The 22,297-nt window shown below is 38.2% G+C and carries 21 protein-coding genes; 12 read left to right on the plus strand and 9 right to left on the minus strand.

Translation table 11 applies throughout. From position 1 onward, the window contains the following. Positions 1–27 precede the first annotated feature (27 nt). Positions 28–546: a peptide deformylase gene (def, locus tag DK865_RS00670; protein ID WP_109390916.1), complete on the minus strand. Its 519-nt coding sequence runs from the start codon at positions 544–546 to the stop codon at positions 28–30. A 286-nt stretch (positions 547–832) separates the two neighbouring features. Here def and DK865_RS19105 point away from each other — a divergent pair, with 286 nt between their 5' ends. Next, entirely contained in the window at positions 833–880 is a 48-nt protein-coding gene (locus tag DK865_RS19105; RefSeq protein WP_438361642.1) for a hypothetical protein, read from the plus strand. Between the two features lie 152 nt (positions 881–1,032). Here the strand turns inward: DK865_RS19105 and yihA are convergent, their stop codons facing one another. Next, positions 1,033–1,665 carry a ribosome biogenesis GTP-binding protein YihA/YsxC gene (gene yihA, locus DK865_RS00675; protein WP_109390917.1) on the minus strand — a complete coding sequence of 211 codons (633 nt, stop codon included), beginning with the start codon at positions 1,663–1,665 and terminating at the stop codon, positions 1,033–1,035. Between the two features lie 269 nt (positions 1,666–1,934). Between yihA and ppiA the strand changes: the two genes are divergently transcribed. From ppiA to argD, 3 genes are all read left to right on the plus strand, one after another. Next, complete coding sequence (gene ppiA / locus DK865_RS00680) at positions 1,935–2,504, plus strand: peptidylprolyl isomerase A (protein ID WP_023583283.1); 570 nt, start codon at positions 1,935–1,937, stop codon at positions 2,502–2,504. A gap of 374 nt (positions 2,505–2,878) precedes the next feature. Then, positions 2,879–3,454, plus strand: coding sequence for an aminodeoxychorismate synthase component II (locus DK865_RS00685; protein WP_023583284.1), 576 nt, complete (start codon positions 2,879–2,881; stop codon positions 3,452–3,454). 117 nt (positions 3,455–3,571) lie between these two features. Beyond that, positions 3,572–4,792: a bifunctional acetylornithine/succinyldiaminopimelate transaminase gene (gene argD, locus DK865_RS00690; RefSeq protein ID WP_109390918.1), complete on the plus strand. Its 1,221-nt coding sequence runs from the start codon at positions 3,572–3,574 to the stop codon at positions 4,790–4,792. Positions 4,793–4,880: 88 nt separating this feature from the next. Here argD and crp read toward each other — a convergent pair whose 3' ends face one another. Next, on the minus strand, positions 4,881–5,513 hold the full coding sequence (gene crp, locus DK865_RS00695; protein ID WP_004246872.1) for a cAMP-activated global transcriptional regulator CRP: 633 nt from the start codon (positions 5,511–5,513) through the stop codon (positions 4,881–4,883). A gap of 313 nt (positions 5,514–5,826) precedes the next feature. Between crp and DK865_RS00700 the strand changes: the two genes are divergently transcribed. Further along, positions 5,827–6,234: an OsmC family protein gene (locus DK865_RS00700; protein WP_023583286.1), complete on the plus strand. Its 408-nt coding sequence runs from the start codon at positions 5,827–5,829 to the stop codon at positions 6,232–6,234. A gap of 88 nt (positions 6,235–6,322) precedes the next feature. Here DK865_RS00700 and DK865_RS00705 read toward each other — a convergent pair whose 3' ends face one another. The 3 genes from DK865_RS00705 to DK865_RS00715 all read right to left on the minus strand — a co-directional run bounded on the left by DK865_RS00705 (position 6,323) and on the right by DK865_RS00715 (position 8,456). Then, the gene (locus tag DK865_RS00705; protein ID WP_023583287.1) at positions 6,323–7,192 is read right to left on the minus strand and encodes a phosphoribulokinase; all 870 of its coding nucleotides are present in this window, start codon (positions 7,190–7,192) and stop codon (positions 6,323–6,325) included. Positions 7,193–7,257: 65 nt separating this feature from the next. Continuing rightward, positions 7,258–7,479: a YheU family protein gene (locus DK865_RS00710; protein ID WP_023583288.1), complete on the minus strand. Its 222-nt coding sequence runs from the start codon at positions 7,477–7,479 to the stop codon at positions 7,258–7,260. After that, positions 7,476–8,456 carry a hydrolase gene (locus tag DK865_RS00715; protein ID WP_023583289.1) on the minus strand — a complete coding sequence of 327 codons (981 nt, stop codon included), beginning with the start codon at positions 8,454–8,456 and terminating at the stop codon, positions 7,476–7,478. Before DK865_RS00715 ends, DK865_RS00710 begins: the two co-directional genes overlap by 4 nt. Positions 8,457–8,555: 99 nt before the next feature. On the opposite strand from DK865_RS00715, the gene DK865_RS00720 reads away from it, so the two are divergent. From DK865_RS00720 to DK865_RS00730, 3 genes are all read left to right on the plus strand, one after another. After that, complete coding sequence (locus DK865_RS00720) at positions 8,556–9,161, plus strand: LysE family translocator (protein WP_109390919.1); 606 nt, start codon at positions 8,556–8,558, stop codon at positions 9,159–9,161. A 728-nt stretch (positions 9,162–9,889) separates the two neighbouring features. After that, positions 9,890–10,750 (plus strand): SIS domain-containing protein, encoded by an 861-nt coding sequence (locus tag DK865_RS00725; RefSeq protein WP_109390920.1) that lies wholly within the window; start codon positions 9,890–9,892, stop codon positions 10,748–10,750. Positions 10,751–10,899: 149 nt separating this feature from the next. Next, positions 10,900–12,444, plus strand: a complete 1,545-nt coding sequence (locus DK865_RS00730; RefSeq protein ID WP_023583292.1) for a methyl-accepting chemotaxis protein — start codon at positions 10,900–10,902, stop codon at positions 12,442–12,444. 99 nt (positions 12,445–12,543) lie between these two features. On the opposite strand, the gene DK865_RS00735 is transcribed toward DK865_RS00730, so the two are convergent. The 3 genes from DK865_RS00735 to DK865_RS00745 all read right to left on the minus strand — a co-directional run bounded on the left by DK865_RS00735 (position 12,544) and on the right by DK865_RS00745 (position 18,781). Continuing rightward, positions 12,544–14,289, minus strand: a complete 1,746-nt coding sequence (locus tag DK865_RS00735) for a methyl-accepting chemotaxis protein (protein ID WP_109390921.1) — start codon at positions 14,287–14,289, stop codon at positions 12,544–12,546. A gap of 538 nt (positions 14,290–14,827) precedes the next feature. Continuing rightward, complete coding sequence (locus DK865_RS00740; RefSeq protein WP_109390922.1) at positions 14,828–16,516, minus strand: methyl-accepting chemotaxis protein; 1,689 nt, start codon at positions 16,514–16,516, stop codon at positions 14,828–14,830. Between the two features lie 330 nt (positions 16,517–16,846). Beyond that, positions 16,847–18,781 carry an ABC transporter ATP-binding protein gene (locus tag DK865_RS00745; RefSeq protein ID WP_109390923.1) on the minus strand — a complete coding sequence of 645 codons (1,935 nt, stop codon included), beginning with the start codon at positions 18,779–18,781 and terminating at the stop codon, positions 16,847–16,849. A gap of 121 nt (positions 18,782–18,902) precedes the next feature. On the opposite strand from DK865_RS00745, the gene kefG reads away from it, so the two are divergent. The 4 genes from kefG to slyD all read left to right on the plus strand — a co-directional run bounded on the left by kefG (position 18,903) and on the right by slyD (position 22,252). Then, a complete protein-coding gene (gene kefG, locus DK865_RS00750; protein ID WP_023583295.1) occupies positions 18,903–19,454 on the plus strand; it encodes a glutathione-regulated potassium-efflux system ancillary protein KefG in 552 nt (183 codons plus the stop codon). Further along, positions 19,454–21,307: a glutathione-regulated potassium-efflux system protein KefB gene (kefB, locus tag DK865_RS00755; RefSeq protein WP_023583296.1), complete on the plus strand. Its 1,854-nt coding sequence runs from the start codon at positions 19,454–19,456 to the stop codon at positions 21,305–21,307. Before kefG ends, kefB begins: the two co-directional genes overlap by 1 nt. A gap of 13 nt (positions 21,308–21,320) precedes the next feature. Continuing rightward, on the plus strand, positions 21,321–21,524 hold the full coding sequence (locus tag DK865_RS00760) for a YheV family putative zinc ribbon protein (RefSeq protein WP_036914399.1): 204 nt from the start codon (positions 21,321–21,323) through the stop codon (positions 21,522–21,524). 89 nt (positions 21,525–21,613) lie between these two features. Beyond that, on the plus strand, positions 21,614–22,252 hold the full coding sequence (gene slyD, locus DK865_RS00765; RefSeq protein WP_109390924.1) for a peptidylprolyl isomerase: 639 nt from the start codon (positions 21,614–21,616) through the stop codon (positions 22,250–22,252). Positions 22,253–22,297 lie beyond the last annotated feature (45 nt).

Below are 22,297 nucleotides of genomic sequence, written 5' to 3' on the forward strand. Positions count from 1 at the left end.
AAATGTGAAAAAGAGATAAGTGAATAATTAAGCAACTTGTGAGTCTATCAGTTTGCTCAATTTCTTCTGTTTTTTCTCAATACGTTGACGTTTTAACGGAGATAAATGGTCAATAAAGAGTTTGCCATTAAGATGGTCTAACTCATGCTGAATGCAGCCTGCAAACAAATCAGAGGCTTCAAGTTCAATTTCATCACCATTTCTATCTAATGCCTTAACCTTTAAGAAGCGGTAACGTTCTGTTGGAGCAAAAGAATCTGGAATAGATAGACACCCATCCATCATATCCATTACCTCATCTTCAGTGCTGATAATTTCAGGATTGATAAGTGCAATGGGTTGATCTCGGTTTTCAGAAACATCAATGACAACAATGCGTTTAGATACATTAACCTGAGGTGCGGCTAAGCCAATACCTCTTTCTGCATACATGGTTTCAATCATGTCATCGATTAATGTGCGTATTTCGTCATCTACTTTTTCCACTGGTACTGCGACTTTGCGCAGACGCTCATCAGGAAAACGCAGGAGCGTTAATACAGCCATGGATACCTCATTTTATCGCTAATTACATATTTACTACGGTCTCGCAATAAGCGTATCACAAAATCATTCAGGATAAACCGCACCTTTTGTGTGATTTGTTCTATTTTTAATCATATTCACACAAGTGATTAAAGTCTCATAATTATGTAATTAAACTACATTTATTTATGGTTTGAATACATTATTACATGGCTGAATCGTGTCTGCATGTGAAAAAAAATTACAAAAGGGCTTTTATTAACCAATAAAATAGAGTACATTATCTCTCGTAGGGTACAGAGGTAAGATGTTCTATCTTTCAGACCTTTTACTTCACGTAATCGGATTTAGCTGAATATTAGCTGCCCCAGTTGACTTTATTTCGACTGGGGCATTTTTTTATCTAAAATTCACTGAAGTGGTTTGTGCGAGAAGTAAAAGGGAAAAGAGATTTCCCTTTTATCAATTAGAAGAGCAGAACGTTATCGTTGAGAAAAAAGAAGATAATTAAGCGTTGTTATCATTTGTAGGCTGTTCTTCTGAACCTGAAAACCATTCATTAAGTGTGTTACGTAGCTTATCAATGCCAATTTTTTTCAATGATGAAAAATATTCGACGCGGATATCACCAACTTTATTTGCCAGCTCGTCACGTACACTCATTAACTGCTTTTTACGCGCACCTGATGCTAATTTATCTGCTTTAGTCAGTAAAACGAGAGTAGGAAGCTCTGAGCCTACAGCCCAGTCAATCATTTGCATATCGAGATCTTTTAATGGATGGCGAATATCCATTAAAATAACGACACCTTTTAAGCACTCCCTTTTTTGTAGGTATTCCCCTAAAGAGCGTTGCCATTTACGCTTCATTTCTTCAGGAACTTGAGCATAGCCGTAGCCTGGTAAATCGACTAAGCGTAAGTCCTCTTCAATTTGAAAAAGGTTGATTAATTGCGTACGACCTGGGGTTTTACTGGTTCTAGCTAATCCATTTTGTTGGGTTAACGCATTTAAAGCACTGGATTTACCGGCATTAGAGCGACCCGCAAAGGCAATTTCAATTCCTGTATCTGGTGGTAAATGACGGATATCAGGCGCACTGATGATGAAATGTGCTTTTTGGTAATTAAATTGGGTCATTATGGTATAAACCTCTCTGAAATAATGCGGCTTTTCATGCATACTCATTTCAATTTTGCATGAAAATGAATATCTAAAATACTATTTGCTCTATTTTGGCGCAATTTAATGACTTATAACAGTGCTTAAAAATTAAAATTTACCCTGTTATAACGTAATTAGACTTATTGAGCGTAAATAAAGGTAAATGATTGGCACTATTTACCTCAGCGAATTAGAATCGCTGCATATTAAGTAAGTTGTAGACTATTAAAGTAAAGGATCCCTGCATGTTAAAACGTTTTCTTGTCACCTTCGTTACCGCTTGCACTTTAACAACAGCGACTTTTGCAATGGCAACGGGAGAAACCTTCGTTAAATTAGTCACCTCTGAAGGCAATATTGAAATCTCACTGGATAATAAAAAAGCGCCAATCACAACGAAAAACTTTATTCAGTATGTCGAAGATGGGTACTATAACGGGACCACTTTTCATCGTGTTATTCCTGGTTTTATGGTTCAAGGCGGTGGTTTTACTGCGGATTTACAGCAAAAACAAACCAGAGCGCCAATTAAAAATGAAGCCGACAATGGATTACGCAATGTAAAAGGTTCTATTGCGATGGCGCGTACATCAGATAAAGACAGCGCAACCAGCCAATTCTTTATTAATGTGGCTGACAATGCATTTTTAGATCACGGTCAACGTGATTTTGGCTATGCCGTATTTGGTAAAGTTGTAAAAGGAATGGATGTTGTTGATAAAATTTCACAAGCGCCAACTCGTAATATTGGACCTTACCAAAATGTGCCAGTAAAAACGGTCACTATTTTATCTGCGGAAGTCGTAAAAGAATAAACACATTATTAGGATAGGATATTTACTTATTCTAATAAGATAAAATGCATATAAACCGGAATGAATGTTTTCATTCCGGGGTTTTTAGCACGAAAAAAATATTTTTTATCCTTCCTTTTTCCGCGCGTTCTCCTGTAATAAGTGTTCACTGCGCTATTAATCACTCTATTCATCATCAATTACCGTCATTCTTGTTATTGCTCAATAAATCAGCAGGTTTTCTTGCTTACTATTCATATTTTACACCTGTGCTATGATAATCGGCTTTGTTGTACCCAAGTCGGTTAAACAACGAGCTATTTTGGCAAATCTACACTCGCTTTAAAATAGTAATAAAATAGATAATGATAAGAAAATCAGTCGGATAGGCTAATATGCTGTTACTTATTGATAATTACGACTCGTTTACCTACAACCTCTATCAGTATTTCTGTGAATTGGGTGCTGAGGTTGTTGTTAAGCGTAACGATGAGATCGGACTTAAAGAGATAGAAAAGATGATGCCAGCACATCTTGTTATCTCGCCAGGACCTTGTACTCCTGATGAAGCAGGGATCTCTCTTGAGGCTATACAGCGGTTTGCCGGTGAAATTCCTATTCTTGGCGTTTGTCTTGGACACCAAGCGATAGGGCAAGCTTTTGGTGCATCGGTTATCAGAGCACGAGAAGTAATGCATGGTAAGAATTCATTAATACATCATAATCAACAAGGTGTTTTTAAGGGACTTAATCGGCCTTTAAATGTGACGCGTTACCACTCTTTAGTGATTGATGCGGCAACATTACCTGTACCTTTTGAAGTGACGGCATGGAGCCAACATGATGGAAATGTTGATGAAATTATGGGGATTCGCCATCGTACTCTGCCAATTGAAGGGGTTCAGTTTCACCCAGAAAGTATTTTAAGTGAACAAGGACATGAGCTATTAAATAATTTCCTTAAATATTAGATGGATAGCATTTAAATAGCAAAATAACGCCTTTTTACATAAAACCACATTTGATTTTTTATTCATATTTAGTGATTATATTTTCATATTGAATATGAATAACGATCAGGTGGGGTAATGACAAAGCAAAGCATCAACAGGGCAACTTACGATCAAGTAATGTTGCCAATTTATTCACCCGCAGAATTTATTCCTGTCAAAGGGATGGGGAGCCGTGTTTGGGATCAGCAGGGAAAATCGTATATTGATTTTGCTGGTGGTATTGCGGTTTTAGCACTGGGGCATGCTCATCCTGCTCTTAATCAAGCCTTGAAAGAACAAAGTGAACAACTTTGGCATGTTAGTAATATCTTTACTAATGAACCTGCATTACGTTTAGCGCAAAAATTAATAGATAACACATTTGCAGAACGTGTCTTTTTTGCCAATTCAGGCGCAGAAGCGAATGAAGCTGCATTTAAATTGGCGCGCCATTATGCCGTCACTCGCCATAGTCCTTATAAAACTAAAATTATTGCTTTTCATCATGCATTCCATGGCAGAACACTGTTTACCGTCTCTGTTGGTGGACAACCTAAATATGCCGATGGTTTTGGCCCTAAGCCTGCGGATATCGTGCACGTTCCTTTTAATGATTTAGAGGCTGTTAAAGCCGTAATGGACGACCATACTTGTGCTGTCGTATTGGAACCCGTGCAAGGTGAAGGGGGTGTCACGGCGGCAACGCCTGAGTTTATGAGGGGATTGCGTGAGCTGTGTGATAAGTACGAAGCCTTGCTTGTCCTTGATGAAGTACAAACAGGTATGGGGCGTACAGGCAAGCTTTTCGCCTATATGAACTATGATGTGACACCCGACATTATTACAACCGCAAAAGCGCTAGGAAGTGGTTTTCCTCTCAGTGCGATGCTAACAACACATGAGATAGCTTCTGCAATGGGGGTAGGGACTCATGGTACCACTTATGGTGGTAATCCATTAGCTTGTGCAGTGGGCAATGTCGCATTTGATTTAATTAATACACCTGAGGTACTTGAGGGTGTAGAAAAGCGCCATCAATGGATTGTGGATGAATTGGCGGCAATCAATCAAGCGTACAATGTCTTTTCGCAAATTCGAGGGCAAGGTTTATTGATTGGTGCGCAATTGGCACCACAATATGAAGGTAAAGCCAAAGAGTTACTTGGTCTTGCTGCCAAACATGGCTTAATGATGTTAAACGCAGGAGCCGATGTGATGCGTTTTACACCCTCGTTAATTATTACCCAAGAAGAGCTACAAGAAGGAATGGTGGCATTAAAAGCGGCTATTGCGGAATTTGTAAAAGGGTCGTATTAACTAAAAACCCCATCAACGAAGATGGGGTTTACACAAAAAGTATATCAATAGCCCTTTTATGGGCTATTGTTTGTTTGAGTGGGGAAACTCAGCGAGTTCCGTAAACGACGATAGTTTTACCGTGTGCGGAGATCAAGTTTTGATCTTCCAACATTTTCAAAATACGGCCTACAGTTTCGCGTGAACAACCAACGATTTGACCAATTTCCTGACGTGTAATTTTAATTTGCATGCCATCAGGATGCGTCATTGCATCGGGTTGTTTTGCTAAGTTTAATAAGGTTTGTGCAATACGACCTGTTACATCAAGGAAAGCAAGGTTACCTACTTTTTCTGATGTTGTTTGTAATCTGTTCGCCATTTGAGCAGAAAGGCGCATCAGAATATCAGGGTTAACCTGAATTAATTGGCGGAATTTTTTATAGGAAATTTCTGCTACTTCACAGGCTGTTTTTGCTCTAACCCATGCACTACGTTCTTGATCTTCTTCAAATAATCCAAGTTCACCGATGAAATCCCCCTGATTTAGGTAGGAGAGGATCATTTCTTTTCCTTCTTCATCTTTAATAAGAACAGCCACGGAACCTTTAACAATATAATAAAGTGTTTCCGCTTTCTCACCTTGGTGGATCAGCGTGCTCTTGGATGGATATTTGTGAATATGGCAGTGTGACAAAAACCATTCAAGAGTCGGGTCTGTTTGCGGCTTGCCGAGAACCATTCGCGTTATCCTCTGTACGTTAAATGCAGCCTTTCAAAACGGATAGGTTCCCTTTTGAGACAGCGTGCTTAAAAATCCTATCTTTACCTATTAACTTCCTGAGAACACGGTAAGTTAATATGGAGTAGATTATAATAAATGAGAAAATAATGCATTGATCTTAACCACTATCATCAAGCAGATATTGTTTTTAACACAATTAGTGCATTAAGTCTCGTTTTACGCTGTCAGCATAATAAACCTATTTGCTAATTGCCAGTTGAATTATGAGAATGTACTCTTTTAGTTTCTGTCATCTTTAGGGGGAAAATAAATGGAAGCGAGAGTTAAGTGGGTAGAAGATTTATCTTTTGTCGGTGAGTCTTCTTCTGGCCATCAAATCATGATGGATGGAAATTCTGGTGATAAAGCACCAAGCCCAATGGAAATGGTCTTAATTGCTGCGGGTGGGTGTAGCGCTATTGATGTTGTCAGCATTTTACGTAAAGGTCGTCACCAAGTGACTGATTGTGAAGTGAAATTAACATCAGAGCGACGCGAAGAAGCCCCTCGTTTATTTACTGATATCAATTTACATTTTATTGTTTCAGGTAAAGAATTAACAGATAAAATCGTAGAACGAGCGGTTCAATTATCCGCAGAAAAATATTGTTCTGTTTCTTTAATGTTAGGAAAAGCAGCCAATATTACGCATTCATTTGAAATAAAAGATGCTGACTAATTTTGATATTTTAAAATAAAGTTTAATTTGAAAAATAATATCCCTTAATTAATGGGATATTATTTTTATAGAGATAAATTTTTTTGGGTTAACTGATCTTTTCGCCATTTAATAATTTTTTGACTAATGGCGCCATAATTAATTCCATCGCTAATCCTAATTTCCCTCCCGGTACAACAATAGTATTTATTGTTGACATAAATGACCCATGCAACATCGCCAATAAATAGGGAAAATCAATATCGGTTAAGCCTCGAAAACGAATAACAATAAAGCTTTCATCGAGAGTGGGAATTGCTTTGGCAGAAAAAGGGTTTGAAGTATCAACCGTAGGCACGCGTTGAAAGTTAATGTGGGTGCGTGAGAATTGAGGAATAATATAACTAATATAATCATCCATTGAGCGTACAACCGAATCTCTTACCGCCTCTTGTGAGTGTCCTCTTTCTGTGGTGTCTCGAATAAGCTTTTGTATCCATTCAAGGTTTACGATAGGGACAACGCCAACCAATAAATCAACATGTTGTGCGACATTGTGCTCATTGGTGACAACGCCCCCGTGTAATCCTTCATAAAAGAGAACATCGGTATTATTCGGCAAAGGCTCCCAAGGTGTAAATGTACCTGGTAATTGGTTGTAGGGAGTGGCTTCATCATAAGAGTGTAGATACTTGCGAGACTGACCTTGCCCTGTATCACTATATTGACTTAGGGTCTTACTCAATAAGCTAAAATCATTTGCTTCAGGACCAAAATAACTGATATGTCTACCTTGTTCTCTGGCTTTTCTTATCGCCATATCCATTTCAGGGCGGGTATAGCGATGGAAACTATCTCCATCAATCAATGCGGAATTTGCATTGAGTTGTTGGAATATTTTACGAAAAGCTTGGCTTGTTGTGGTTGTTCCTGCGCCACTTGAGCCAGTCACTGCGATGATTGGATGCTTGATTGACATAGGTTATCCTTTTGCTAAATAAGGTTAGTCCTTATTGATGGCGATACATCGCTTGCTTTGAATAACTAACCAGAGCGAAATTGCGATGCAGGCATAATATTGACGCTCTCATGAAGTTCAGACCAAACCAACACGGCCTCACCGGATTTAAGTTGTTTTTTTACGTCGGCGACTTTTTGTTCAAGCGTTTTCTCTTGGATACCATAATCAGTGCCTTCTCGTAAAACGAAACTTTCAATGAGATTGTCGAGTGTTTCAGTTGAAAGCTCGTTCCAAGGAATTATCATTGGTTTTTCTCCAAATAGGCGGATAACCAGTCAGGTATTCGGCTTTCTAGCCACATCACTGGTTTAGAGAGTTTTCCTCCAACAAAGCCCACATGCCCGCCAAACTCGGTAAGTTGATATTCAATGTTGTTAGGGAGTGTTTTAACATCAGGGATCACATCGGCAGACATAAATGGATCATCTTTAGCATGAATGATAAGTGTAGTTTTCTTTATTTTATTTAATAAAGGCAATGCACTGCATTGGCGATAATAATCTAATGCATCTTTAAATCCGTGAATTTTAGATGTAATAAGATCGTCAAATTGGCGTAGTTTTTTGATGGATTTTATCGTCAATAAACTGATTGGTAAGGACTCTGGATAGCGAATGAGCTTTCGTGTTGCGTTATTTTTGAGTTCTTTTAACAGATACCATTGATAAAAACGAGAAAAGCCATGTTCAATTTTTGTTGAGCATGGTTCTAGCATTAATGGTGCAGAGACAATAACAGCAGCATCGACAACCGCATTTTCACCACTTTCTGCAAGATAATAGGCAAGCATATTTCCACCAAGCGAATAACCAACAGCGGCCGTTGGTTGCTCACCAAATTCCTTTTTCAACCAATTTAAGAAATAGCGAGCATCTTCTGTTTCACCTGAGTGATAAATACGGTTTTGTCTATTGGGTTCACCACTACACCCTCTAAAGTGCATTACCACACTTAGCCAGCCTCTCTCTTTTGCTGCGGCTAACATGCCGTGAGCATAAGGGCTACTAAATCCACCTTCTAAGCCATGAAAGATGACTAAGCGCGGTTTATTGCGTGCCGTTGTCGGGTCTTCACTCCAGGCTAAATCGACAAAATCGTTGTCTGGAAGATTGAGGCGTTGCCAATGTGGCGTAAGTTGTGGCGTCCTACGTACAATTCTTGGTAAAAGCGTTTGTAAATGTGGATTTTTAGCCCAACGCATTGGATTAAAGTATTGAGACATATTTTCCGTCTATCAAAATGAATTAACACTTGTTTGCTAAATAACATACTGCTATTTTCGGTGAAAATAAAACGTCTGTCACATCTTTGAGCACCGTTCATGACAATCAGCCTTATTTTTTCCTTAACTATTTTCCTATTTATTGCCGCGATAACACCTGGGCCAAACAACTTATTGCTGACTTCATCAGGCGCAAATGTAGGCTTTAAAGGCTCGTTAAAGCTCATGGTCGGCATTATGCTAGGTATGCAATGCGTTTTATTGAGCTCTGCATTTGGTGTTGCCGCATTATTGATAATTTATCCTGCACTGCATATCGGATTGAAGATAGTTGGGAGTGCATATTTGCTTTGGCTTGCTTGGAAAACAGCAACATCATCTTATCAGCGTTTAGATATTCCAGCAAAAATACCCCAAGCAGTAAGCGGAGTTCAGGGCGGATTATTACAATTTCTAAATCCAAAGGCGTGGATGATGGGATTAGGTGCAGTAGGAAGCTTTAGTTTATCGGGAGATGCTTATTTTAGCTCTGTTATTGCTATTAGTATTGTTATGATCATTGTTAATTTCGTTGCCGGTGTTGTTTGGATATTAGGCGGAACATTAATTAGCCTATTTTTACAAAGCAGACGCTCTTGGTTTGTGTTTAATATTTCAATGGGCTTATTAACGGCGCTCTGCGTCCCTTTGATTTGGATAGAATAATTCAAAAAAACACTTGCAAATCAATAAATAACTTAAATTTCTTAATTATAATGATGTTTTTTTAAGTTTAGTTGACATGATATTTCTAATTATGTGTCAAAAAAAGAGTATTAATCTATCAAAAGAGAGATCTGTGATCATCTGACATCTTTATTATGTATGTTACAGTGTTAATCATATAAAAAGCTTATTAGTTTCGGGTTTTTTACTCTGTTTAATATCAATCTTTTTTATTTAAATATGCCATTTAACCTATTTCTATATCATTAAAAATAAAAATAATTCCTCTTTTAAGGAATTATTTATTCCTCATTACTGTTTGTAATTAAAGGTTTTTTATTGTGTTAATGTTTTTAAATTGTGTTTTATATTGTTATTTGGTTAATGACTATGTTTAAAAACGCAATTTTTCTGAATATAAATATATTCAGTTTATATCGTGTTATTGACCAAGAAGAATAAATTATTATTTAAAATTGGAAAAAATTAAATTAAGTATTATAAAATATAGAGATTAATGTGTGAGAGATTGAATAAAAAAAATCAATATAACGTTATTATAAGAACTAGTATTTTGATAATACTATTACTTTTTTTATGATTTATTGTATCTCATATTTTGTTTCTAATTGATTTTATTCTAAAAACCTAATTACTCTAGGTATTAAACGTTTTATCAAAATTATTCCATATATAACTATATTGTACTCGAAGTGGATATTGTCATTATGCCAACATTAACGAAGATTGCGTGGATCAAGCCTGGTATGGCGACAAATCAGCGTAAGATAGCAGACTATATTTTAGATAACCCAGAAAAAACGGTGACGCTTTCCTCACAGCAACTAGCTGTCATTATGGGGGTGAGTCAATCGGCAATTGTTAAATTTAGCCAAAAAATAGGATTTAAAGGCTTTCCATCTTTGAAACTTGCCATTAGTGAAGATCTTGGGCGAAAAAACGCAAATACGGGGAAAGATCCTAACATATTACATAATCAGATTGGCTCTGAAGATAGCTTAGTGGTAATAGCCCAAAAACTGGCTCAAGAGAAGAATAATTCTATCAGTGATACCACTCGCCAAATTAATTACCTTCATTTTGAAAAAGTCATTCAGCTTATTGATGAAGCACAGCGTGTTCAAATTATCGGTATTGGTGGTTCCGGACTCGTTGCAAGAGATCTAAGCTATAAATTGCAAAAAATAGGAATAACAACGCTGATTGAAACAGATCATCATGTACAAATATCTGTTGCTCAGATGTTAAGTCCAAAGGATTTGCAGATTGTCATTTCTTATAGTGGTAAAAGAAAAGATATGTTGGTTGCGGCCTCTGTGGCTAAAAAACAGGGAGCAAAAATCATTGCCATTACAGGAGAAAAACATTCTCCATTAGGAAGAATTTCTGATTATATATTAGAAACAATTGCGGATGAAGGTGAGTGGCGAAGTGCTTCAATTTCTTCACGTACAGCACAAAATACGATTACTGACCTTATTTTTATGGCGTTATTAAAGAAACGTGATGAGAGTGCGAAGATATTAGTGCTCAGTTCACAGGCATTAATTAATAGCTTAGATAATTAAAAAATTTGAACTGATTCAAAAAACTAATATTTAAAGTTAAGTATTTTCACTTATTGTTAAAGTTATTCTCCTCACTGCCGAAACGATAGTTATTTAGGCAGTCTTTTTTTGTTGAGATGTTTTAATTTCAATGTCGAGGAGAGTAACTAATGCGTAACAATCAACCGGTGACACAGCGAGAATACCCGGTATCTGAAAACGCAACACTGATGTCAACGACAGATCTTGATGGCAATATTATTTATGCCAACGAGGACTTTGTCGAAGCCAGTGGGTTTTCAGTGGAAGAACTTGTGGGACAACCGCACAATATTGTCCGACATCCAGATATACCTTCAGAAGTCTTTAAGGATATGTGGAAAACGTTAAAGCAAGGCGAAGTTTGGACGGGGATCGTGAAAAATCGGCGTAAAAATGGGGATCACTATTGGGTTAGAGCGAATGTCACCCCCATTATACGTCAGGGTAAAATTCAAAGTTTTATGTCGGTAAGGACTGCAGCAAAAAAAGAGGAAATAGCACAAGCCTCTGCACTTTACACCGCATTTAATCAAGGTAAGTATCCTTCACACACGTTTTCAAAAGGCGCTTTTGTTTATAAAGGGTGGCAACGTTGGCGCTCATGGAATCAAACCATTTCATTAAAAAAAAGACTTCGTCTTTTTATCCTTTTACCTTTACCTTTTATGTTGTTAAGTGCATGGTTTGCTGGCTTATCGGGGTATGCCCTTTTTATGCATATCGCAATTTTGCTGGTATTACTGATGGCAAATGAACGAATTCTTTATTTTCAGATTGTTAAGCCAATTAGACTGCTTAATGAGCAGGCAAATCGTGTTGCAACTGGCGATGAACATAACGTTACATATATAAACCGTATTGATGAAGTAGGTATGACACAGCGTTCAGTTAATCAATTAGGACGTATGTTTCGTTGGTTAGTCAGTGATGTGAGTCATCAAATTCATCAAGTAGATATCTCTTGTGATCAATTAGCCGCAGGTAATCGCGATCTGTATGTGAGAACAGAGCAAACTGCCAGCAATGTTGAAGCAACCGCCTCAACGATGAATGAATTAACGACAGCGGTAAGCAGTAATAGTGAAACGGCAGGGCAGGCAAACAATCTTTCTAATATCACTTGTGAGGCCGCGATAAAAGGCGGTAGTGCAATGGATAATATTGTTAATACGATGAATGATATTGCCAAAAGTTCTGATCGTATTAGTAATATCATTGGTGTTATTGATAGCATTGCTTTCCAAACCAATATCCTTGCACTTAATGCATCCGTAGAGGCCGCTAGAGCGGGTGAGCAAGGTCGTGGTTTCTCAGTGGTGGCAACCGAAGTTCGCAATTTAGCCCAACGGAGTGCAGAAGCGGCGAAAGAGATCAAAACATTGATCAATGCTTCAAGTAGTAATATCAAAGTGGGTTCAAAGCAAGTCAATGAAACCGTTGGAACAATGGAAGATATTGTGGTGCATGTTAAAAATGTGACCGATTTAATTGGTGAAATCAGTCTTGCATCATCAGAACAGAGTGCGGGTTTAAAAGAGTTAGGTCGCGCAGTTGAAAAATTGGAATCGATTACGCATGAAAATGCGGATTATGTTTCGAAAGCCTCAATGATTTCAGGTGAAATGAAAGTACAAACTAACTATTTAGTTAGTGCAATCAATGTATTTCATTAATTTGTTATTATTTATGAAGTAAAAGAAAAAGACACCTACTAAAAATAGGTGTCTTTGTGTTTATCTAAATCATGTTTTTATCATGATTAAATCAATGAGTTAAAAGCTTGTCCAATCATCATCTTCACCATCATTTACAGTCGTTGCTCCTTTTGCTGATTTTCTCTCTTTCACTTCATCTGTGACTGTATTTTTTATCTTCTCATCTTTTGTATGTAGTAATTTTTCAGATGAGAATTGTTTTTCTATTAGTTTGTGTTGTGTCTTTTTATCGAACTGGTCACTTTCAGCAGTTTTAAATTGTTCAACGATTTGTTCAAGATTACCCGCTTCTTCGGTCAATAAGCTGGCAACAGCGGAAGATTGTTCAACCATCGCGGCATTTTGCTGGGTTGCTTTATCCATTTCAGTGACAGCAAGAGAGACTTGAGTAATACCTCGAGTTTGTTCTTCTGACGCAGATAAAATTTCAGTCATTGAGTCTTCTACATGTTTTACTGATGTCAGGATTTCGCCCATAGAAATACTCACTTGTTCAACAAGATCATTACCATGACGAACACGGCTAATTGAAGCATCAATTAATTCTTTAATTTCCTTAGCTGCTTCAGCACTACGCTGTGCTAACTCCCTGACTTCGGTTGCCACCACCGAGAAACCACGACCTTGCTCGCCCGCTCTAGCCGCTTCAACCGCGGCATTTAACGATAGAATATTGGTTTGGAAAGCGATGCTATTAATCACGGCGGTGATCTCACCAATTTTTTGTGAACTATCGGCAATGTCCGTCATTGTTTTCACCATTCTATTGGTGACATCGCCTCCTTTGCTGGCAATATTAGAAGTTTGGCTGATAAGGTGTGAAACTTCACGAGCACTTTCTGTATTGTTTCTCACTGTTGCGGTGAGTTGTTCCATACTTGATGCGGTTTCCTCTAATGCACTCGCTTGTTCTTCAGTACGACAAGAAAGATCGGTATTCCCTGCGGATAACTCTTGAACACCGGTATAAATATGATGACTTGTTCCTCGGATCGCATTCACAATTAATGACAGTTCGGTACGCATATATTGAATACCTGTAATTAATTGGTCGATTTCATTATTTCCTTTTGCTGTGACATCTTTATTTTCTAATAAATTTCCTTGTGAAATTTCCGACATATAATCGACAATTTGATTGATACGTAAAACAATATTTCGACGTATCCACAGTACAACAAGGACAGTGAAAAGAATAAAAATAAACATAAAGATAAAAGCTAAGACTAAGGTTCGTTCATAATTACCTTGAGCTGCTTTTATTGCGTGAGTAACAACGTTATCACTGAGATAATCAGTGGCTTCATAAAGAGATTGAGTGAAGCGTTCATTGGTATTATGTGCATAAAGAGATTGGAAACCGTAGTAATCGCGGATCTCTAAACATGAGGCAAGTTGGTCAAGATCGTAAAGCACACGATTAAAGAGCTTTTTCATGCTTTCTATTTTTTCGGGATCAAAATTTGCTTCTTCGGTAGCCGTAAAGTATGCGGTAATAATACGTGTAACTTCTTGTTTTCTTTTAGGATAAGAGGAAAGGAAGTCAGAAATGGTATTTTCTGCAATATCAGGTGTGAGATGAGCATCAAACATCACATTTAGCATATCTTCACGTAATTTATTTAACTCAGCATAACCATAATCCATCGTTTTTATCTGTTCAAAGCCATTCGCTAATTGTGAGATCCGCTTATTTGTTAAACTCGCATCACGGATACTCATTGCACCAGAAAAAAGTTGAATGGCGCAAAACAGTATTAAGATAAACATTAAGCCATTAGATATTTTTATTCGTTTCAGCATAGCCTTACCTATTTAATTGGTTTGTAGGACACACAGCAAGGAGCGATAACTATTTATCAATTAAACTTATTCGGCTTAATATTTAAAAACTTTACCTTTTCTACTCTATTTAATAGTAAAGACAACTTATATTTCTTTTTTTAGCTTTAATTACCAGCTAATAGCTAAAATTTTTTAATGATTGATAGAAAAGACTATAAGTATATTATCTTACTTATTTTTTGTGTTAATTATTAATGTATAAATTTAAATAATGTATTGTTGGATATTAAAGCGATAATAAACAGTATTTTATTTTTATTTATCTTTTTATCTTATGATAAGTAAAATAAAATTGTCTCTTTCATAAATGCTCTTAATATTTCTTAAAAAAACGTTTTTTTCGTATGAAAAACGATCTGCTTTTTTGTGTTTATGTGCGATGGAATTGGAAATACTCCCAGAAAAATGACTGGGAGTAGGGTAGGGAGGGGTTTTGTTATATGTTCGGAACTATTTTTACACCGCGCTTCCTCACGATGTTACGTGATCGAGATACTTAAAAACTTTCCCAATTATCGTCAGTTTCATGATTATTGGTTTTGATGGTTGGTGTTTTAAGTGTTTCAGAGTCTTGTGATTTAGCTGAAAATGTTGGCAATTTAGCTTTGGCAGGTGCCGCTTTTTCATGCTCAACTTTAAATGTATTCACAATCATATCTAGCATACTGGCTTGTTCACTCAATGTGGCAGACGCCGCCGTTGATTGTTCAACCATCGCCGCATTTTGCTGGGTTGCTTTATCCATCTCATTAACAGCAAGGCTAATTTGTGCAATACCACGCGTTTGCTCTTCTGATGCAGATAAAATTTCTTTCATCGAACCTGAGACATGATTGACAGATGTAACAATTTCACCCATTGATAAGCTAACTTGTTCGACAAGATCATTACCTTGTCTCACACGTAATATTGTTGATTCAATCAGTTCTTTGATCTCTTTTGCTGCTTCAGCACTCCGTTGGGCTAAATTGCGAACTTCACTTGCCACTACCGAGAAACCACGGCCTTGTTCGCCTGCTCTGGCGGCTTCAACAGCGGCGTTAAGAGCTAATATATTGGTTTGGAAAGCAATATCATCAATAACCGCAGTGATTTCACCAATTTTTTGTGAGCGATCGGCAATGTCGGTCATTGTCATTACCATCTTATTACTATGCTCACCCCCTTGAACAGCAATATCGGCAGTGCTCATAACAAGCGCTGTTACTTCACGGGCGCTCTCCGTATTATTACGAATAGTGGCGGTCATCTGCTCCATGCTGGATGCCGTTTCTTCTAATGCGCTAGCTTGCTCTTCAGTTCGGCTGGATAAATCATTATTACCCGCAGCAATTTCTTGTACACCTGTGTAAATAGTTGCACTGGTATTTCGAATAGAGCTTACCATCTCTTTTAATTGAGCCCGCATTTGCTGTAAGCCGAGCATGAGCTGATCGATTTCAGTCTTACCTGAAACATCACTATCAATGCGACTGACTAAATCACCTTTAGCAATGGCTTCTTGATAGGTGATCATTTGGTTAATGCGCACAATAATATATTTGCGGATCCAAATAAGCACTAAGGTGGTAAAGATGAGGAAGATACCCATAAAGAGAGAGGCTATCCACAACATACTGTGGTAGTTGTTTTCTGCTTCAATCACGGAAGGGTTAACAACCTCATCGGTAATAAAGTCTGTAGCTTCATACAATGAATTCGTGAAATTAGTGTTTGCTGGGCTTTTTAAAATTAAACGAACCGCGTTAGTGTTACGTTCATTTAAATACTGCGCCAGTAAATCAAGATCAGCTCGGCTCTTTTGATAGAGCTGTTTGATCTGAGCCATACGTTGCTGATCGAAACCTGTTTGCGCAGATAGCTCAACATACTCATTCATCAATGCATCAACTTGCGCTTTACGTGCAGGCATGGTTTGCATAAATGTGGTGATGTTTTCATCCTCGGCTTGAGGATTTGATATATAACTAAATGCTTGTGCAATAATATCAGTACGTAATGTATTCAACTCCGCATAGGTATTATCCATGGTGCGTAGTTGATCGAAACTGTATGAAATTTTTTTAAGAGTATTTTGAGTCTGGTAGGCATCGTGAATGCTTTGTACTCCAGAAATGATCTGAATAATACAAAACAGAGTCAGGACACACATTAAACCTTGAGAGATTTTAATTCGTTTTAACATAACCCTACCTATTAGCTTTGCCTTTACGTTGGTAAGTGGGAGGTCCACTTAGCAGAATGATTAATTCGGCTGGAATGTTAAAAACTTTAGCGTGAAAGAATTTATTTCCCTTACTTAATCTAAATAGGTAGAAAATAAATGTTAGATAGCTATTTTTATTGGGTTATTGCTAGATAAGGTGAGATTATGTTTTGTGTAAATCGTGCTATTGTAAAATGATATAAATACCGTAAGTGAAATGAATTGTATAAATTTTAAGAATGAATCGAGAGCAAAAAGAAAGGAACTATTTTATTTTAGATAGTTCCTTTTTTAATGATTTGGATTGTATTACTGGGCGGCAAATGCGTTTGTCATTTCTTCCAGTGTTTCTTGTAATTCCATCCACTCCATTTCCACTTCTTCTAGTGCCGATTTCGCAACACCTTGTCGGCTTAAGCAATCAGAAAGCTCATTTTTACGACGAGTATCATAAATACCACTATCAGAAAGAGCGGATTCGATATCACTAAGCTCTTGGCTTAATTTATCCATCTTGCTTTCTAATGTTGTGAGTTTCTTGCGTAAAGGCTGGGTTTGTTGTCTAAATTCAGCTTCTTTACGTTTTTGCTCTTTTTTATCTTGAGCACTTAAATTGGCGGTTGTTGTAGTATTGTCGTTATTTTGTTGGCTCTTATTTGCCTGTGTCTCTTGGCGATTTTGATCAACTAACCATTGTTGGTAATCATCAAGATCGCCATCAAATGGTTCAACTTGACCATCATGTACCAGATAGAGGTCGTCAGTGGTAGAGCGTAATAAATGCCTATCATGCGATACAACAACAATTGCCCCTTCAAAGCTAATTAAAGCTTGGGTCAGTGCTTGACGCATATCTAAATCAAGGTGGTTTGTTGGTTCATCCATTAATAGCAAGTTAGGGCGTTGCCAAACTAAAAGTGATAAGACTAAACGTGCCTTTTCGCCTCCAGAAAATTGACCACAAGCATCCGTGACTTTATCGCCATGAAAACCAAAACCCCCCAAGTAATCACGTAATTTTTGTTCAGTTTCTTTGGGTGCTAAACGCGTTAAATGTTGCAGTGCTGATTCATCAGAGCGTAAAAACTCTAATTGATGCTGGGCAAAATAACCAAGTTTAATGCCTTTAGAAAGAGCCAATTTCCCTTGTAATGGTTGAATTTCGTCCGCAAGTAATTTAATCAGTGTTGATTTACCTGCACCATTGCGCCCTAATAATCCAATACGTGAGCCAGGAACTAAATTGAGTTTGATATCATTAAGAATGACTTTTTCACCATAACCCGCGCTGACTTTCTCCATTGATAAAAGTGGATTAGGTAAGCTTTCAGGTTGGCGAAAACTGAATTGGAATGGGTTATCTGAATGCGCAGGAGCAACGCGTTCCATTCGTTCAAGCATTTTTACACGGCTTTGCGCCTGTTTTGCTTTTGTCGCTTTCGCTTTAAATCTATCTATAAAACTTTGTAAGTGTGCAATTTTAGCTTGTTGATTTTCAAACAAAGCTTGTTGTTGTGCGAGTTTGGTTGCACGCTGCATTTCAAACGAAGAGTAGTTACCGGAATATTCAAAGATTTTTTCTTGCTCAATATGTAAAATTTTATCCACGATAGGATCAAGAAAATCACGGTCATGGGAAATTAAAATAAGCGTTCCGGTGTAGCTTTTTAGCCATTTTTCTAGCCAAATAACAGCGTCTAAATCTAAGTGGTTGGTGGGCTCATCGAGTAGCAGTAAATCAGATCGACAAATCAGCGCTTGTGCTAAGTTTAAACGCATTCTCCAGCCACCTGAAAATGATTTTACAGGTTCACTCAGTTGCTGTTGGCTAAACCCTAAACCATTCAGTAAGGTCGCTGCACGAGATTGTATTGTCCATGCATTAATTGCATCTAATTGCCCGTGGATCAGTGCAATAGCATGACCATCGTTGATCTCGTTAGCTTTTTGTAATCGTTGTTCTAATTGACGGTATTCTCTATCACCATCAATAACATAATCTATAGCAGGTACATCAAGTGCGGGTGTTTCTTGGTTAACCCATGCCATTGACCATGTACTAGGATAGGTGACATTGCCTGCTTCAGCTTGCAGTTCACCTTTCAATAAAGAAAGTAATGTGGTTTTGCCACAGCCATTTTTACCGACTAGACCAATTTTTTGCCCTGGATTAATGGTTGCACTGGCATTGTCCAGTAACACTCTGACACCACGGCGAATTTGCAAAGAAGAAAAAACAATCATAAATATCGTCTATTAAGAGTATGTAAATTAATATATAGAGTAAGTTGTTCGTAACAGTTGGTCACAATGCGTGCATGGTAACGGAAAAAACAGTTTCTGACACGTTTTGTAAGGAGGAATGATGTCAAACGCATCAAATGTTTTGCTGGTGTATGTTCATCCCGAGCCGCGCGAATCAATCGCCAATAAGGCGTTATTAAAAGCGGTGAGGAATTTAGAAAATATAACTATCCATGATTTATATGCTATTTATCCTGATTTTTTTATTGATATACACCATGAACAATCTTTGTTGTGTAAGCACCAGGTGATCGTTTTTCAATTTCCATTGCAAACATATAGTTGCCCTGCGTTATTAAAAGAGTGGCAAGATAGAGTATTAACGCGTCCATTTGCTAACAAAGCGGGCAGAGCACAATTAAAGGGTAAGTCATTTCGTTGTGTTATTACAACGGGAGAGCCTGAGATGGCTTATCAACATGATGGGAAGAATCACTATACACTTACAGAATTATTACGACCTTTTGAATTAATGGCAGAAATGTGTGGTATGCGCTGGTTATCACCAATGATTGTGTATTCAGCAAGACAACAATCTAAAACAACACTGACTCATATCGGTGAAGCTTATCGCCATTGGTTAAGTGCTCCACTTGAAGGAGAACAAGCTTAATGGAAGATAATTGGATGATTAAAGCCGTGCTCTTTTTCCTGTGCGCTGCCGTGGTTATGGTACCTATTGCACAGCGTCTTAAAATTGGTGCTGTACTCGGTTATTTGATTGCTGGTATTGCTATTGGACCTTGGGGATTAGGGCTGTTTAAAGATGTTGATAACATCTTACATTTTGCTGAATTAGGTGTGGTCTTTTTAATGTTCCTGATTGGTTTGGAGTTAAATCCAGCCAAGTTATGGGAGTTGAGACGTGCCATTTTTGGTGTTGGTTCAATGCAGGTGGTATTAACGGCTTCTATTTTTTCAGGGCTCATTCTCGTTTTTACGTCTTTCTCATGGCAGGCTGCCGTTATTGGTGGATTAGGTATTGCGATGTCTTCTACGGCGATGGCATTGCAACTTATGAATGAAAAAGGAATGAACCATAATGAAGGTGGGCAATTAGGTTTTGCTGTTTTACTTTTCCAAGATATGGCGGTTATTCCTATCCTCGCCGTTATTCCTTTGTTAGCCGGAGAAACGGCAAGTAGTGATTGGTATCGCATTGGCGTGAAAGTGGCTGCTTTTGCTGGGCTGCTGATTTGTGGTCGTTATTTATTACGTCCGCTCTTACGTTTAGTTGTGAAATCGGGAGTGAGAGAGGTTTTTACTGCTGCTGCGCTACTTGTTGTATTAGGTGCCGCTATTTTTATGGAAACGCTAGGTTTTTCAATGGCAATGGGAACTTTTATTGCGGGAGTGTTATTGGCAGACTCAGAATATCGACATGAATTAGAGATCTCCATTGAACCTTTTAAAGGCCTACTTTTAGGACTCTTTTTTATCTCTGTTGGTATGTCTTTAGATATCGGTATTTTATGGCGTTATCTTCCACAAGTATTATTGGGCGTCTTAGTTCTGGTTATTGTGAAAGCCTTGATCCTTTATAGTATTGCTTGGTTAGCCAGATTGCGTTTTTCCACGCGTTTACAATTCTCTGCCGTATTAAGCCAAGGTGGGGAGTTTGCGTTTGTTGTTTTCTCGACATCGATGGCAATGGGCGTATTGGACAGTCAACAAATGGCGTTATTGTTGGTTGTTGTCACACTTTCTATGATGACAACGCCTCTTGTGATGCAAATGACAGACGCTGTGTTTGCTCGTCGTTATAATGAAGCGAAAACGGACGAACAGCCCTTTGTTGAAAATAACCACCCAGAGGTCATTCTTGTCGGGTTTGGTCGAATGGGACAGGTTGTAGGGCGCTTGTTAATGGCGAACAAGATTAACGTCACGGTATTAGAGCATGATGTCGGAAGCATAAGCACCATGCGTAAATATGGCTATAAAGTTTATTACGGTGATGCAACCGATCTCAATCTATTGCGTGCTGCCGGTGCTGAACACGCTAAAACGATTGTTATCACTTGCAATGAACCTGAAGCGACGATGGAAATCGTTCATCTTTGCCAACATCATTTTCCTAATTTGCATATTATTGCAAGGGCAAGAGGGCGTGTTGAAGCCCATGAGTTGCTCAAAGCGGGGGTGACAGATTTTAGCCGTGAAACATTTTCTAGCGCCTTAGAATTAGGACGTAAAACGTTAATTGAATTAGGCATGCATCCTCATCAAGCTTATCGAGCACAACAGCATTTTCGTCGTCTGGACATTAACTTATTGCGAAAGCTGGTGGATGAATCTCCTGAAGAAGTCTCTAACGTTTCACGAGTAAAAGAAGCGAGACGAGAACTTGAAGAGCTCTTTAGTGAAGAAATTCGTCAAGAGCATCATCAGCCTGATATTTGGGATGAATCTTTAGCAGAAGATATTCCTCAAATACATAAAGAAAAAAAATCTATTGATAAATAGGAGAATTGACCCCATGTCTGCAACCCGTAAACGCTTTATCGCAGGAGCTGTGTGTCCACACTGTCAAGCCCAAGATACACTCAAAATGTGGCGTGAAGATAAAGTGGATATTGTGGAATGTGCGAAATGTGGCCATCAGCAACGGCAAACAGAGGGTGAAGTTAACTCGCTTGTTCGTGAAAATGAACAAGTCATTGGGATCTTTACACCACAATAATTGTAGGTTTTTTTGATATAACCCGATACAGAAGATTTATTTTTCGTTACAATCGGGAAAATTTTGCCCACGGGTATGTAGGAGATGTCATGAAAGTAGCAAACGACTTGGTAGTTAGTCTGGCTTATCAAGTAAGATCAGAAGACGGTGTTTTAGTTGATGAGTCCACGGTGAGCGCACCGTTAGACTATCTGCATGGCCGTGGTTCTTTAATCAGTGGTTTAGAAAATGCATTAACAGGTCGCGAAGTCGGTGAAAAATTCGACGTAGAAGTTGCTTCTGATGATGCATATGGTCAATACGATGAAAACTTAGTTCAACGCGTCCCAAAAGATGTTTTTGTGGGTGTTGATGAGTTAGAAGTTGGTATGCGTTTTCTTGCTGATACCGATCAAGGTCCAGTACCAGTAGAAATCACAGGTATTGAAGGTGACGAAGTTATCGTTGATGGTAACCACATGTTAGCAGGTCAAAACCTGAAGTTTCATGTTGAAATCGTTGCAATTCGTGAAGCAACTGAAGAAGAATTAGCTCACGGTCATGTACACGGTGAAGAAGAAGAACACGAATGTTGTGGTGGCCACGGTCACGGTGAAGAAGGCGGATGCTGTGGCGGTGGTCATGGTCATGGTCATTCACACGGTGAAGAAGGTGGATGCTGTGGCGGCGGTCATGGTCATGGTCACGGCCACGGCCACGGCAATGGCGGTTGTGGTTGCCAGCACTAATTTTTCTTTGAAAAGATCAAAAGGAGCGCGTTTAAGTGCTCCTTT

Source organism: Proteus cibi, from assembly GCF_003144405.1.
GTDB classification, from domain to species: domain Bacteria; phylum Pseudomonadota; class Gammaproteobacteria; order Enterobacterales; family Enterobacteriaceae; genus Proteus; species Proteus cibi.

What these genes read in the sequence shown, in the direction of transcription:
- def (WP_109390916.1), bottom strand. Translation starts at nt 546, where the DNA reads ATGGCTGTATTAACGCTCCTGCGTTTTCCTGATGAGCGTCTGCGCAAA.
- yihA (WP_109390917.1), bottom strand. Translation starts at nt 1,665, where the DNA reads ATGACCCAATTTAATTACCAAAAAGCACATTTCATCATCAGTGCGCCT.
- ppiA (WP_023583283.1), top strand. Translation starts at nt 1,935, where the DNA reads ATGTTAAAACGTTTTCTTGTCACCTTCGTTACCGCTTGCACTTTAACA.
- DK865_RS00685 (WP_023583284.1), top strand. Translation starts at nt 2,879, where the DNA reads ATGCTGTTACTTATTGATAATTACGACTCGTTTACCTACAACCTCTAT.
- argD (WP_109390918.1), top strand. Translation starts at nt 3,572, where the DNA reads ATGACAAAGCAAAGCATCAACAGGGCAACTTACGATCAAGTAATGTTG.
- crp (WP_004246872.1), bottom strand. Translation starts at nt 5,513, where the DNA reads ATGGTTCTCGGCAAGCCGCAAACAGACCCGACTCTTGAATGGTTTTTG.
- DK865_RS00700 (WP_023583286.1), top strand. Translation starts at nt 5,827, where the DNA reads ATGGAAGCGAGAGTTAAGTGGGTAGAAGATTTATCTTTTGTCGGTGAG.
- DK865_RS00705 (WP_023583287.1), bottom strand. Translation starts at nt 7,192, where the DNA reads ATGTCAATCAAGCATCCAATCATCGCAGTGACTGGCTCAAGTGGCGCA.
- DK865_RS00710 (WP_023583288.1), bottom strand. Translation starts at nt 7,479, where the DNA reads ATGATAATTCCTTGGAACGAGCTTTCAACTGAAACACTCGACAATCTC.
- DK865_RS00715 (WP_023583289.1), bottom strand. Translation starts at nt 8,456, where the DNA reads ATGTCTCAATACTTTAATCCAATGCGTTGGGCTAAAAATCCACATTTA.
- DK865_RS00720 (WP_109390919.1), top strand. Translation starts at nt 8,556, where the DNA reads ATGACAATCAGCCTTATTTTTTCCTTAACTATTTTCCTATTTATTGCC.
- DK865_RS00725 (WP_109390920.1), top strand. Translation starts at nt 9,890, where the DNA reads ATGCCAACATTAACGAAGATTGCGTGGATCAAGCCTGGTATGGCGACA.
- DK865_RS00730 (WP_023583292.1), top strand. Translation starts at nt 10,900, where the DNA reads ATGCGTAACAATCAACCGGTGACACAGCGAGAATACCCGGTATCTGAA.
- DK865_RS00735 (WP_109390921.1), bottom strand. Translation starts at nt 14,289, where the DNA reads ATGCTGAAACGAATAAAAATATCTAATGGCTTAATGTTTATCTTAATA.
- DK865_RS00740 (WP_109390922.1), bottom strand. Translation starts at nt 16,516, where the DNA reads ATGTTAAAACGAATTAAAATCTCTCAAGGTTTAATGTGTGTCCTGACT.
- DK865_RS00745 (WP_109390923.1), bottom strand. Translation starts at nt 18,781, where the DNA reads ATGATTGTTTTTTCTTCTTTGCAAATTCGCCGTGGTGTCAGAGTGTTA.
- kefG (WP_023583295.1), top strand. Translation starts at nt 18,903, where the DNA reads ATGTCAAACGCATCAAATGTTTTGCTGGTGTATGTTCATCCCGAGCCG.
- kefB (WP_023583296.1), top strand. Translation starts at nt 19,454, where the DNA reads ATGGAAGATAATTGGATGATTAAAGCCGTGCTCTTTTTCCTGTGCGCT.
- DK865_RS00760 (WP_036914399.1), top strand. Translation starts at nt 21,321, where the DNA reads ATGTCTGCAACCCGTAAACGCTTTATCGCAGGAGCTGTGTGTCCACAC.
- slyD (WP_109390924.1), top strand. Translation starts at nt 21,614, where the DNA reads ATGAAAGTAGCAAACGACTTGGTAGTTAGTCTGGCTTATCAAGTAAGA.